This is a genomic window from Pseudomonas sp. GD03875 (assembly GCF_029840585.1).
GTDB lineage: Bacteria > Pseudomonadota > Gammaproteobacteria > Pseudomonadales > Pseudomonadaceae > Aquipseudomonas > Aquipseudomonas paralcaligenes.
Window position 1 is genome coordinate 61,811 of the sequence record NZ_JAOCCV010000026.1, and the last position, 12,004, is coordinate 73,814.

The 12,004-nt window shown below is 67.7% G+C and carries 11 protein-coding genes; 5 read left to right on the forward strand and 6 right to left on the reverse strand.

Annotated elements, in window-relative coordinates:
* The first annotated feature begins 48 nt into the window (after positions 1-48).
* Both N5D30_RS19770 and N5D30_RS19775 read left to right on the forward strand, forming a co-directional pair.
* Positions 49-681 (forward strand): FMN-binding negative transcriptional regulator, encoded by a 633-nt coding sequence (locus N5D30_RS19770; protein WP_279910342.1) that lies wholly within the window; start codon positions 49-51, stop codon positions 679-681.
* A gap of 20 nt (positions 682-701) precedes the next feature.
* Positions 702-1,157, forward strand: coding sequence for a GNAT family N-acetyltransferase (locus N5D30_RS19775; RefSeq protein ID WP_279910344.1), 456 nt, complete (start codon positions 702-704; stop codon positions 1,155-1,157).
* Between the two features lie 214 nt (positions 1,158-1,371).
* On the opposite strand, the gene N5D30_RS19780 is transcribed toward N5D30_RS19775, so the two are convergent.
* From N5D30_RS19780 to N5D30_RS19805, 6 genes are all read right to left on the reverse strand, one after another.
* The gene (locus tag N5D30_RS19780; RefSeq protein WP_279910345.1) at positions 1,372-3,213 is read right to left on the reverse strand and encodes a VWA domain-containing protein; all 1,842 of its coding nucleotides are present in this window, start codon (positions 3,211-3,213) and stop codon (positions 1,372-1,374) included.
* Positions 3,214-3,308: 95 nt separating this feature from the next.
* On the reverse strand, positions 3,309-4,715 hold the full coding sequence (locus N5D30_RS19785; protein WP_279910346.1) for a cbb3-type cytochrome c oxidase subunit I: 1,407 nt from the start codon (positions 4,713-4,715) through the stop codon (positions 3,309-3,311).
* A gap of 3 nt (positions 4,716-4,718) precedes the next feature.
* Positions 4,719-5,159 (reverse strand): cytochrome c, encoded by a 441-nt coding sequence (locus tag N5D30_RS19790; RefSeq protein ID WP_220815355.1) that lies wholly within the window; start codon positions 5,157-5,159, stop codon positions 4,719-4,721.
* Positions 5,160-5,426: 267 nt separating this feature from the next.
* A complete protein-coding gene (locus tag N5D30_RS19795; protein WP_279910347.1) occupies positions 5,427-5,663 on the reverse strand; it encodes a cytochrome C oxidase subunit IV family protein in 237 nt (78 codons plus the stop codon).
* Positions 5,664-5,668: 5 nt separating this feature from the next.
* Entirely contained in the window at positions 5,669-6,250 is a 582-nt protein-coding gene (locus tag N5D30_RS19800) for a cytochrome c oxidase subunit 3 (protein ID WP_279910348.1), read from the reverse strand.
* A complete protein-coding gene (locus N5D30_RS19805; RefSeq protein WP_279910349.1) occupies positions 6,234-7,013 on the reverse strand; it encodes a CbbQ/NirQ/NorQ/GpvN family protein in 780 nt (259 codons plus the stop codon). Before N5D30_RS19805 ends, N5D30_RS19800 begins: the two co-directional genes overlap by 17 nt.
* Positions 7,014-7,192: 179 nt before the next feature.
* Between N5D30_RS19805 and N5D30_RS19810 the strand changes: the two genes are divergently transcribed.
* The 3 genes from N5D30_RS19810 to nosZ all read left to right on the forward strand — a co-directional run bounded on the left by N5D30_RS19810 (position 7,193) and on the right by nosZ (position 11,971).
* Positions 7,193-7,507, forward strand: a complete 315-nt coding sequence (locus N5D30_RS19810) for a c-type cytochrome (protein ID WP_279910351.1) — start codon at positions 7,193-7,195, stop codon at positions 7,505-7,507.
* A 339-nt stretch (positions 7,508-7,846) separates the two neighbouring features.
* Entirely contained in the window at positions 7,847-10,012 is a 2,166-nt protein-coding gene (locus N5D30_RS19815) for a NosR/NirI family protein (protein ID WP_279910352.1), read from the forward strand.
* A gap of 54 nt (positions 10,013-10,066) precedes the next feature.
* On the forward strand, positions 10,067-11,971 hold the full coding sequence (gene nosZ, locus N5D30_RS19820) for a TAT-dependent nitrous-oxide reductase (RefSeq protein ID WP_279910353.1): 1,905 nt from the start codon (positions 10,067-10,069) through the stop codon (positions 11,969-11,971).
* Positions 11,972-12,004 lie beyond the last annotated feature (33 nt).

Below are 12,004 nucleotides of genomic sequence, written 5' to 3' on the forward strand. Positions count from 1 at the left end.
GACCAATATCCTGCCTAGCATGACGCCATTCCGCCAGGAGCCGCCACCATGTACGTGCCCACCGCCTTCCGCCAGGACGACCTCGCCGAGCTGCACGCGCAGATTCGGGCCAACCCCTTCGCCCTGCTCGCCAGTGCCGGCGGCGAGGGCGTCCAGGCCAGCCACCTGCCACTGCTGCTGGAGCCCGGCGAGGGCGAGTTCGGTACCCTCTACGGCCACTTCGCCAGGGCCAACCCGCACTGGCGCGAGCTGCAGGACGGCGCCGAGGCCCTGGCCGTGTTCTCCGGGCCGGACGCCTACATCAGCCCCGCCTGGTACCCGGCCAAGGCCGAGCACGGCAAGGTGGTGCCGACCTGGAACTACATCGCCGTACACGCCCGCGGCCCGGTCGAGCTGATCGACGACCCGCAGCGCCTGCTGGGGATCGTCGGCCGCCTCAGCGACCGCCACGAAGCCGACCGGCCGCAGCCCTGGGCGGTCGACGACGCGCCGCGCGACTACCTCGACGCCATGCTGCGCGCCATCGTCGGCTTCGCCCTGCCGATCCGCCGCCTGGAGGGCAAGTGGAAGCTCGGCCAGAACCGATCCGCCGCCGACCAGGCTGGCGTCCACGCGGGCCTGAGCGACTCCGCAGCGCCCCGCGACCGGGAGCTGGCCGCACGCATGACCCTCAACCCCTGACCCCGCAAAAGGAAATGCCCATGTCCCCTGCTTCGCCGCTCACCATCCGCCCGGTCGGCGCCGCCGACCACGCCACCTGGCTGCCGCTGTGGGAGGGCTACCAGCGCTTCTACCAGGCCAGCATCACCGCCAAGACCAGCGCCCTCACCTGGCAGCGCTTCCTCGACCCGGCCGAGCCGATGCACGCGGCCCTGGCCTGGCGCGACGGCGAGGCCGTGGGCCTGGTGCACTTCATCTACCACCGCAGTTGCTGGACCAGCGGCGACTACTGCTACCTGCAGGACCTCTACGTCGCCGAGGGCGTGCGCGGCGGTGGCATCGGTCGCGCGCTGATCGAGCATGTCTACGCCGAAGCGCGCAAGGCCGGCGCCTCGCGCGTGCACTGGCTGACCCAGGAAACCAACTACCAGGGCCGCATGCTCTACGACCGCATCGGCGACCGCTCCGGCTTCATCCAGTACCGCAAGCTGTTCTGAAGCTCGCCAAACGGATCGATGTAGGGCGGGTGCAACCCGCGGTCGGCGTCACGCGGGTTTCACCCGCCCTACGTCAATAATCTGTGGGAGCGGACTTGTCCGCGAATGCCTCCGGATAAAAAGCTCGCGGACAAGTCCGCTCCCACACAAAGCCCTTCCACACAGGCTTCCCATACAGGCCCGGTCCCCGCAGGCCTGCTCCTGCACAGGTCCTTCAACGCCGAGTCAGCTGCCGGTAGAGCTGGGGCAGGTACAGCGGCAGGTGCTGCGGCTTGTCGATCAGGGTGTAGCCGGCGGCGCCGAACATGTAGGGCAGGTAGTCGCCGGCCTCCTGGTCGATGGTGATGCAGAACGGCAGCACACCGGCGCGGCGCGCCTCCAGCACCGCCTCGCGGGTGTCTTCCACGCCGTAGCGGCCCTCGTAGAGGTCGAGGTCGTTGGGTTTGCCGTCGGTGACCAACAACAGCAGGCGCTGGCGCTGCGGACGCTCGCCGAGCAGGCGGGTGGCCTGGCGGATCGCCGCGCCCATGCGCGTGTAGTAGCCGGGACGCAGGGCGAGGATGCGCCCGCGCGCCTGCTCGTCGTAGCGCTGGCCGAAGCGCTTGAGTTCCTGCATGCGCACCTGCTGGCGGCGCAGCGAGGAGAAGCCGTACAGGGCGAAGTCGTCGCCCGCCGCCGCCAGCGCCTCGGCGAACAGCAGCAGGCTGTCGACGATCACGTCGATGACCCGCTGCTCGTCGTTCAGGTGCGCCTCGGTGGACATCGACAGGTCGGCCAGCAGCAGGCAGGCCAGTTCGTTGCGGATGCTGCGCTGTTCGAGGAACAGGCCCTTCTCGCAGGCGCCGCCCTGACGGCGCTGCACCTGGAAGTCGATCCAGGCGGACAGGTCCGCTTCGCTGCCCTGCGGCTGCTGGCGCAGCCACTGGCGGTCGTTGCACAGGGTCTCGAACTGCCGCCGCAGCTTTCTCGCTGGCAGGGCCAGACGCGCCGGCAGCGCCTGCGCCTCGGCCGCGCGCGGGTGGTACAGCTGCACGCAGACGTGGTCCTCGTGCAGGCTGACGCTGCGGTAGTCCCACTCCGGCAGGCGCAGGCCCTCGCCCAGTGGCAGGTCGTCCTGATCCGCGCCGGGCAGGTCGAGGTCCAGGCGCAGGCCGCCGCCCTTGCGCGTGCGCTGGCGCGACAGGGTCAGCTCGTCGAGGTCCTCGGCCACGCGGGCGGCGTCGAGGTCCTCGCTGTCGTCGTTGCAGCGGTCCAGCTGGACGTGCTCGGACCAGCTGAACAGGTTCTCCAGGCGGAACAGCAGCAGCCCGCCCTTGCCGGCACCGTCGTCGATGCGCGAGGCGCGCTTGCGCAGCTTGCGTTGCGCCGGGTTGGGGTTGGCGGCGCTGCCCTCGCCTTCCTCGGGCAGCTCGCTGCAGGCGCCGGGGCCCTGGGCCTGCGGCGGGTAGAGCCACAACGGCAGCGGCCAGGGCGCGCGCTCGTCGTGGGCGAAATCGGTGACGCTGCCGGGCTCGCGCAGCGCCTGGCGCAGGTCGCACTCCAGCGCGGCGCTGGCCGGCGGCAGGCTGTCGGGGTCCGGCCGCAGGCGCAGGTGCGCCTCGACCAGGCGTTGGTAACGCGGCCGCAAGGCCGGATAGCGTCGCAGCAGTTCGCCCACCCAGCGCTGGTTGTCCCGCCCCCAGTGGCGCATGCCATCGGCGACGGCCGCCAGCATGGCCAGCCAGCGGTACAGCTCGCGGTTGAGTTCGGCGTGGGGGAACACCGCCAGGCTCGGCGGCAGGCGCAGGTTCTGCGCGTCGCACCAGGCCACCGGCATCTGCTTGCAGGTGCCGGCGACCTGTTGCAGCAGGTTGCGCCGCAGCAGCAGTTCGCGCGGCTGCGCGGCCTGGATGTGCACGGCGCTGGCGCCGCCCAGGGCGTGGTAGAGCAGGCCCAAGGAACGTTGCAGGTCGCTCAGCTGCACCTGGGCGTGGCTGAAGTCCGGGTCGGCGCGGCGGGTGATGAATCGATGCCAGACGCTGCCGGCCCACTCCTCGACTTCGATGCTGAAGGCCATGGCCCCTCCCAATGATCGACACCGCGTAGGGTGCGCCGCGCGCACCAATAGGCGATGCGCATCCCCCTGTGGTGCGCACGGCGCACCCTACGCGATCAGGCGACAGCCGCCGTGCGGCCGCGCTGGACGAAGCTCAGCAGGTAGCACACCAGGCCGATGGCGAAGCCGACGCCTGCCACCAGGCGCATCCAGAAGTACGGCGCCAGCTGGTCCATGGTCGCCATGAAGGCCATCGCCTCGTTGTCCGACGGCCAGCGCTGCAGCCAGATCTGTGCCACGCCGGCCGCGGTCAGCAGCAGGGTGATCGCCACCATCGACAGGGTCATCAGCCAGAAGCCGGCGATCTCCACACGCTGGGCGCGCTCCGCCGGCGCCTCGCCGATGCCGCGCAGGCGGGGCATGGCGTAGGAGATCATGGTCATCACGATCATCGCGTAGGCGCCGTAGAACGCCAGGTGGCCGTGGGCCGCGGTCAGCTGCGAGCCATGGGTGTAGTAGTTGACCGGGGCCAGGGTGTGCAGGAAGCCCCACACGCCGGCGCCGAAGAACGCCGTCACGGTGGTGCCCAGCGCCCACAGGCCGGCGGCGCGGTTGGGGTGCTCGCGACGGCGACGGCGCACCATGCTGAAGGCGAACAGCACCATGGCGAAGAACGGCAGCGGCTCCAGCGCGGAGAAGATCGAACCGAGCCACAGCCACACGCCCGGCGCGCCGATCCAGAAGTAGTGGTGGCCGGTGCCGATGATGCCGGTGATCAGGGCCATGGCGATGATCACGTAGAGCCACTTCTCGATCACCTCGCGGTCGACGCCGGTGACCTTGATCAGCACGAAGGCCAGCATCGAACCCATGATCAGCTCCCACACGCCTTCCACCCACAGGTGCACCACCCACCACCAGTAGAACTTGTCGCGGGTGAGGTTTTCCGGGTTGAAGAAGGAGAACAGGAACATCACCGCCAGGCCGATCAGGCCGGTCATCATGACCACGCTGACCGTGGTCTTGCGGCCTTTGAGCAGGGTCATGCCGATGTTGTAGAGGAAGCCCAGGGCCACCACCACGATGCCGGCCTTGGTGATGGTCGGCTGTTCGAGGAACTCGCGGCCCATGGTCGGCAGCAGTTCGTTGCCGGTGAGCTTGGCCAGGCTGGCGTAGGGCACCAGCAGGTAGCCGAGGATGGTCAGCACGCCGGCCACGGCGAACACCCAGAACAGGATGATCGCCAGTTTCGGGCTGTGCAGCTCGCGGTCGGCCTCCTCGGGGATCAGGTAGTAGGCCGCGCCCATGAAGCCGAACAGCAGCCAGACGATCAGCAGGTTGGTGTGCACCATGCGCGCCACGTTGAACGGGATCAACGGGAACAGGAAGTCACCGACCACGTACTGCAGGCCCATGATCAGGCCGAACAGGATCTGCCCGACGAACAGCATCAGGGCGAACACGAAGTAGGGTTTGGCCACGGCTTGCGAGGCGAATTTCAGATGCGGATTGGCAATGCTCATGTCTCAGCCCTCCCTGTTCGGCGGCCAGTCGTTGGTATCGATCTTCGAGGTCCACTTGAGGAACTCGGCGAGATCGTCCACTTCCCTGTCGCTCAGGTTGAATTGCGGCATCGCCCGGCGGCCGGGAACGCCCAGCGGCTGGGCCGCCATCCAGGCATGCAGGAAGCCGTTGAACTGCTCCTCGCCGCCGCGACGGACGAACACGTTGCCCAGTTCCGGCGCGAAGTAGGCGCCCTCGCCGAGCAGGGTGTGGCAGCCGATGCAGTTGTTCTGCTCCCAGACCAGCTTGCCGCGCACCACCGCCTCGTTCATCAGGTGTTCGTTGGTGCGCTCGGGTATGGTCTTTTCGGTATGGAAGGTCAGGGCCAGGAATATCAGGATGAAGAACACGCTTCCCCCGAAGTAGATATTCCTGGCCATCCCCTTGGTGAAGGTCTCCGACATGGTCATGTCCTCAAAGGCTTGGCGCAGCCATTCTCGGACGGCGGTTGGCAAAAACCGCTTGATGGCAATCAAGAAGCCGGAAATGGACGGGCGAGGGCGGAACGTGTGGGAGGGGCCTTGGCCCCGAGCTTTTGGCTTTTGGCGCTTGCGCGGCTCCAGGAAAAGCTCGCGGACAAGTCCGCTCCCACAAAAGCGGGGCGCGCTGCTTGATCTGTGGGAGCGCCGGGGGCGCCTAGCCTTGTCCGCGAATGGGCTACTCCGGCTCGTTCAGGGCGTACCGAGATACAGCGCCAGCGCCATGCACGCCGCCCAGCCCAGCAGCAGGGCGCGCCACAGGCGTGGCCCGTGGCGAAGCTCCATGAAGCCGTCGACGATCAGCCAGGCCTTGCCAAGCGCCGCCAGCGACAGGCCCATGGCCGCCCAGGACGGCACCGGCGCGGCGACCAGCCACAGGCTCGCCAGCGACAGCAGCAACAGGCCCAGCCAGCAGGCGAATGCGTTCACCCCGTTCACCTCTGCAGATAGAGCAAGGGCAGCAGCAGCACCCAGATCAGGTCGACCATGTGCCAGTACAGGACGCACGACTCCAGCTCGCTGCGCCTTTCCGGCGCGTCGTACACCCCGCGCCGGCAACGCAGCGCCAGCCAGGCGAACAGCAGCAGGCCGGGCAGCACGTGGAGGAAGTGGAAGCCGCCGAGAATCCAGTACAGGGTGAAGAAGCGGTCGTACTCCAGGTCCAGCCCCATCTCGATCAGGTGCGCGTACTCGCCGCCCTTGAGCACCACGTAGACGCAGCCGCTGGCCAGCGCCGCCAGCAGCAGCGGCGCCGCCTTCCGGCCTTCGCCAGCGCGCGTCCGCTGCACGGCGAGCGCGGCGAACAGGCCGGCGGTGAGCAGGCTGAGGGTCAGCGCCAGGCCGATGGAGCCGTCGAGCAGCGCCCGGCTCGCGGCGAACTGTGAGCCGGACAGCACCTGGGCGACGATGAAAGTGAGGATCAGCAGAGCGAACACCGTCAGCTCGGCGAGGATGAACAGCCACATGGCCAGGTCGCCCGGCAAGCGGGCGGCCGGGTAGTCAACCGAGGTGGACATCGACCAGGTCCAGCAGCGCGGCGACGGTCTGCGCGTCGTCCGACAGCGGCTCGGCCAGGCAGGCGCGGCAGGCCGCGCGCGGCTCCATGCCGGCGTGGATCAGGCGCGCGGCGTAGATCAGAAGGCGGGTCGAGGCCACCTCTTCCAGATCGTGCTGTTCCAGGCGGCGGATGTCCTGGCCGAGGGCGACCAGGCGCCGCGCCAGCGCTTCGCCGACCTGCGCCTCGCGGGCGACGATGCGACACTCCTCCTCCGCGCCCGGGTAGTCGAAGCGCAGCGCCACGAAGCGCTGGCGGGTGCTCGGCTTCATGCCCTTGAGCAGGTTCTGGTAGCCGGGGTTGTAGGACACCACCAGCATGAAGCCCGGCGGCGCGCGCAGGGTCTCGCCGGTGCGTTCCAGGTACAGCTCGCGGCGGTCGTCGGCCAGCGGGTGGAGCACCACCACGGTGTCCTGGCGCGCCTCAACCACTTCGTCGAGGTAGCAGATACCGCCCTCGCGCACGGCGCGGGTCAGCGGGCCGTCCTGCCACCAGGTGCCCTCGCTGCCGATCAGGTGGCGGCCGACCAGATCGGCGGCGCTCAGGTCGTCGTGGCAGGCCACGGTGTACAGCGGCAGTTGCAGGCGCTGCGCCATGTGCTGGACGAAGCGGGTCTTGCCGCAGCCGGTGGGGCCCTTGATCAGCACCGGCATGCGCTGCTGCCAGGCCTGCTCGAACAGCAACTGTTCGTCGCCCTGTACCTGATAGAACGGCGCGCTCTGCATGACTCCTCCAGTTTTCCGTTACGGCCTGGGCTGCACGCTAACGGCCCGCGACGCGGGCTCTCAAGCGCTACGCGCGGCGGACTTGATTGCGGTCAAGCGGATCAGCAGATGCCCCTGTATATGATCGATCCCAAACAACGCGCCAGCCCCGGCGGGCCACATACGATGAGGAAATGATCATGAAGAAAGCGCTGATTCCGCTGGTCGCCCTGGTGGCGATGGCGAGCCTGCCCGCTGCCCACGCCGCTTCCGGCGAGGAGCTGTTCAAGAGCAAGCCCTGCGGCGCCTGCCACAGCGTGCAGACCAAGCTGGTCGGCCCGGCCCTGAAGGACGTGGCGGCGAAGAACGCCGGCGTCGAGGGCGCGGCGGAGACCCTGGCCGGGCACATCAAGAACGGCAGCACCGGGGTCTGGGGCGCGATGCCGATGCCGCCGAACCCGGTGAGCGACGAAGAGGCCAAGATCCTCGCCGAGTGGGTGCTGACCCTGCAGTAAGACGACGACGCGGGCCGGTGGCGAACCGGCCCGCCTGTGAACGAACGGGGCAACCGGCCGCAGGGCCGGTTGTCCCGTTTGCGTTGGAGCATCTCTCTGTGGGAGCGGCCTTGGCCGCGAATAGGGCTAGCAGAAAAGCATCGCGGCCAAGGCCGCTCCCACAAGGGCCGGTCCCACACAGTAAGGCCACTCCTACAAAGTAAGACTGCTCCCACAAAGAAGAAGGCTGCGAGGCCCGGCACCCGGTCGGGACAGGGCGAACTTGATTGCGGTCAAGGAGACCGGCAGAGCGCCTTACCTACCATGCACCGCAATAGAGCAGTGCGAGCAGGTAGCCTGATGAAGCCCCAGTTTTCCATCGCCGGCGCGTTGCGCTCCTGGGGACAAGGGCTCGTCGTGCTGCTGGCCCTGATGGCGGCCGTGCCGCCCGCGCAGGCCAGGGACTACGAGATCGAACGGCAGCGCATCGAGCAGGTCTTCCCCGCCGCCGACAGCGTCTCCGAGCCGGAAGGCCAGTACCTGGTGCGCACGCTGCGCCAGGGCGACGAGGTTCTCGGCTACGCCTTCCAGAGCATCCACGTCACCGATATCCCCGCCTACTCCGGCAAGCCGATCAACATGCTGGTGCTGCTCGACCCGCAGGGTGTGATCCGCGACGCCTACATGCTCGAACACCACGAGCCGATCGTGCTGATCGGCATTCCCGAACAGAAGATCCACGCCTTCAACGCCAACTACAGCGGCGTCAAGGCCAGCCAGCGGGTGGTGGTCGGGCGTTCCAATGACCCCGACGCGGTGACCGTGGACGCGGTGACCGGCGCAACCGTGACGGTCATGGTGATCAACGAGATCATCATGCGCGCGGCGCACGCGGTGGCGGTCGACCTGGGGCTGATCGAGGCGGGCGCCAGCATGCGCCCGCGCCCGTCGCGGGTGCGCGACGAGCTGTTCCACGAGGCGGGCTGGAGCGAGCTGACCGGCAACGGCGCGATCCGCCGCCTGCACCTGACCCGCGGCCAGGTCGACGACGCCTTCAAGGGCACCGAGGCCGAGGGCATCGACGTGGCGACGGCGGACCGGCGCGAGGAGACCTTCATCGATCTCCATGTCGCGCCGCTGAACCCGCCGACCATCGGCCGCAACCTGCTCGGCGAGCGCCAGTACGACGAACTGATGGCCGGCCTCGCGCCGGGCGAGCAGGCCTTCGCCGTGCTGGGCAACGGCGAGTATTCGTTCAAGGGCTCGGGCTACGTGCGCGGCGGCATCTTCGATCGGGTGCAGCTGCGCCAGTTCGGCGACGTCATCAGCTTCCGCGACCTCGACTTCATCCGCCTCTCCGACGTGCACGCCGAGGGCATGCCCGAGTTCTTCGAGATGGCGATCTTCATCGCCCGCCAGCAGCATGCCTTCGACCCCGGCTCGCCATGGACCCTGGAGCTGCTGGTGCGCCGCCAGACCGGCCCGGTCTCCGGCATCTTCACCAGCTTCGAGCTGCCCTACCAGATCCCCGAGGACTACATCGAGCGACCGCAGCCGACCGCAGCCGAGCTGGCCGCCATCGAGGAGGCCAACCGCCCCGTGTGGGTCAACATCTGGTACCAGAAGAGCTTCCAGATCGGCGTGCTGCTGGTCGCCCTCGGCCTGCTCACGGTGATCCTGTTCCTGCAGGACAGCTTCGCCCGCCGGCCGCGCTTCCTGCACTGGCTACGCCGCGGCTACCTGCTGTTCACCGTGCTGTTCATCGGCTGGTACGCTCTGGGCCAGCTGTCGGTGGTCAACGTGCTGACCTTCGTCCACGCGGTGTTCCAGGACTTCCGCTGGGAGCTGTTCCTCACCGATCCGATCATCTTCGTGCTCTGGGTATTCACCGCCGCCAGCATCCTGCTCTGGGGCCGTGGCGTGTTCTGCGGCTGGCTGTGCCCGTTCGGCGCGCTGCAGGAGCTGATCAACGAGCTGGCGCGCAAGATCAGGATTCCCCAGTACGAGCTGCCCTTCGCCGTGCACGAACGCCTCTGGGCGATCAAGTACATCATCCTGCTGGCGCTGTTCGGCCTGTCCCTGGAGTCGATGATGCTGGCCGAGCAGGCCGCCGAGGTAGAGCCGTTCAAGACCGCCATCACCCTGCGGTTCGACCGCCAGTGGTGGTTCGTCCTCTACGTGGTGGTGCTGCTGGCGGTCAACGTCTTCACCCGCAAGGTGTACTGCCGCTACATCTGCCCGCTCGGCGCCGCCTTGGCGATCCCCAGCAAGTTCCGCCTGTTCGACTGGCTCAAGCGGCGCAAGGAGTGCGGCAACCCCTGCCAGCTCTGCGCGGTGGAGTGCGAGATCCAGGCGATCCACCCGGACGGGCGGATCAACGGCAACGAGTGCCACTACTGCCTCGACTGCCAGATGACCTACCACAACGACGACAAGTGCCCGCCGCTGATCAACAAGCGCAAGAAGCGCAACAAGCGGGCTCCCGAGCCACAACTGATCCCCGCCGTCGAGGTGAACGAGACCTGAGCCGGGCGCCGCGAGGCGCCGGGCAGGCGTGTTTTCCCAAACAGGAGCAACCCCATGAACGACAAGAATTCGGATAAGGACGACAAGGCCGGCCTGAGCCGGCGCGGCTTCCTCGGCGCCAGCGCGGTGACCGGCGCCGTGGCCGCGGCCACCGCCCTGAGCGGCGGCGTGATGACCCGCGAGAGCTGGGCGGCGGCGGTCAAGGACAGCGCCAACAAGGTCCACGTCGCCCCCGGCGAGCTGGACGAGTACTACGGCTTCTGGAGCGGCGGCCACCAGGGCGAGGTGCGGGTGATGGGCATCCCGTCGATGCGCGAGCTGATGCGCATCCCGGTGTTCAACGTCGATTCGGCCAGCGGCTGGGGCCTGACCAACGAGAGCAAGCACATCCTCGGCGACAGCGCCCGCTTCCACAACGGCGACTGCCACCACCCGCACATCTCCATGACCGACGGCAAGTACGACGGCAAGTACCTGTTCATCAACGACAAGGCCAACACCCGGGTCGCGCGCATCCGCCTGGACATCATGAAGTGCGACAAGATGGTCACCATCCCCAACGTCCAGGCCATCCATGGCCTGCGCCTGCAGAAGGTGCCGCACACCAAGTACGTGTTCTGCAACGCCGAGTTCGTCATCCCGCACCCGAATGACGGCAAGGTCTTCGACCTGCAGGACGAGAACAGCTACACCCTGTACAACGCGGTGGACGCCGAGACCATGGAGGTCGCGTTCCAGGTCATCGTCGACGGCAACCTCGACAACACCGACATGGACTACACCGGCCGCTTCACCGCCGCCACCTGCTACAACTCGGAGAAGGCCTTCGACCTCGGCGGCATGATGCGCAACGAGCGCGACTGGGTGGTGGTGTTCGACATCCCCGCCGTGGAGGCGGAAATCAAGGCCGGCCGCTTCATCACCCTGGGCGACTCCAAGGTGCCGGTGGTCGACGGCCGCAAGAAGGACGGCAAGGACAGCAAGGTCACCCGTTACATTCCGGTGCCGAAGAACCCCCACGGCCTCAACACCTCCTCGGACGGCAAGTACTTCATCGCCAACGGCAAGCTGTCGCCGACCTGCTCGATGATCGCCATCGACATGCTGCCCGACCTGTTCGCCGGCAAGCTCGGAGACCCGCGCGACGTGGTGGTCGGCGAGCCGGAGCTGGGTCTCGGCCCGCTGCACACCACCTTCGACGGCCGAGGCAACGCCTACACCACGCTGTTCATCGACAGCCAGGTGGTCAAGTGGAACATGGAAGATGCGGTGCGCGCCTACAAGGGCGAGAAGGTCAACTACATCAAGCAGAAGCTCGACGTGCACTACCAGCCGGGCCACCTGCACGCCACCCTGTGCGAGACCAGCGAGGCCGACGGCAAGTGGCTGGTGGCGCTGTCCAAGTTCTCCAAGGACCGCTTCCTGCCCACCGGCCCGCTGCACCCGGAGAACGACCAGCTGATCGACATCTCCGGCGACGAGATGAAGCTGGTCCACGACGGCCCGACCTACGCCGAGCCGCACGACTGCATCATGGCCCGCCGCGACCAGATCAGGACCAAGAAGATCTGGGAGCGCAACGACCCGTTCTTCGCGCCGACCGTGGCCAGGGCGAAGAAGGACGGCATCAACCTGGAGACCGACAACAAGGTCATCCGCGAAGGCAACAAGGTGCGCGTCTACATGACCTCGATGGCGCCGGCCTTCGGCCTCACCGAGTTCAAGGTGAAGCAGGGCGACGAAGTCACCGTGACCATCACCAACATGGACCAGATCGAGGACGTGACCCACGGCTTCGTCATGGTCAACCACGGCGTGAGCATGGAGATCAGCCCGCAGCAGACCTCGTCGATCACCTTCGTCGCCGACAAGCCGGGACTGCACTGGTACTACTGCAGCTGGTTCTGCCATGCCCTGCACATGGAAATGGTCGGCCGGATGATGGTCGAGCCGGCCTGAGCCGGTGGCCGGGGAAGCCAGCCTTCCCCGGCC

What these genes read in the sequence shown, in the direction of transcription:
- N5D30_RS19770 (WP_279910342.1), top strand. Translation starts at nt 49, where the DNA reads ATGTACGTGCCCACCGCCTTCCGCCAGGACGACCTCGCCGAGCTGCAC.
- N5D30_RS19775 (WP_279910344.1), top strand. Translation starts at nt 702, where the DNA reads ATGTCCCCTGCTTCGCCGCTCACCATCCGCCCGGTCGGCGCCGCCGAC.
- N5D30_RS19780 (WP_279910345.1), bottom strand. Translation starts at nt 3,213, where the DNA reads ATGGCCTTCAGCATCGAAGTCGAGGAGTGGGCCGGCAGCGTCTGGCAT.
- N5D30_RS19785 (WP_279910346.1), bottom strand. Translation starts at nt 4,715, where the DNA reads ATGAGCATTGCCAATCCGCATCTGAAATTCGCCTCGCAAGCCGTGGCC.
- N5D30_RS19790 (WP_220815355.1), bottom strand. Translation starts at nt 5,159, where the DNA reads ATGTCGGAGACCTTCACCAAGGGGATGGCCAGGAATATCTACTTCGGG.
- N5D30_RS19800 (WP_279910348.1), bottom strand. Translation starts at nt 6,250, where the DNA reads ATGTCCACCTCGGTTGACTACCCGGCCGCCCGCTTGCCGGGCGACCTG.
- N5D30_RS19805 (WP_279910349.1), bottom strand. Translation starts at nt 7,013, where the DNA reads ATGCAGAGCGCGCCGTTCTATCAGGTACAGGGCGACGAACAGTTGCTG.
- N5D30_RS19810 (WP_279910351.1), top strand. Translation starts at nt 7,193, where the DNA reads ATGAAGAAAGCGCTGATTCCGCTGGTCGCCCTGGTGGCGATGGCGAGC.
- N5D30_RS19815 (WP_279910352.1), top strand. Translation starts at nt 7,847, where the DNA reads ATGAAGCCCCAGTTTTCCATCGCCGGCGCGTTGCGCTCCTGGGGACAA.
- nosZ (WP_279910353.1), top strand. Translation starts at nt 10,067, where the DNA reads ATGAACGACAAGAATTCGGATAAGGACGACAAGGCCGGCCTGAGCCGG.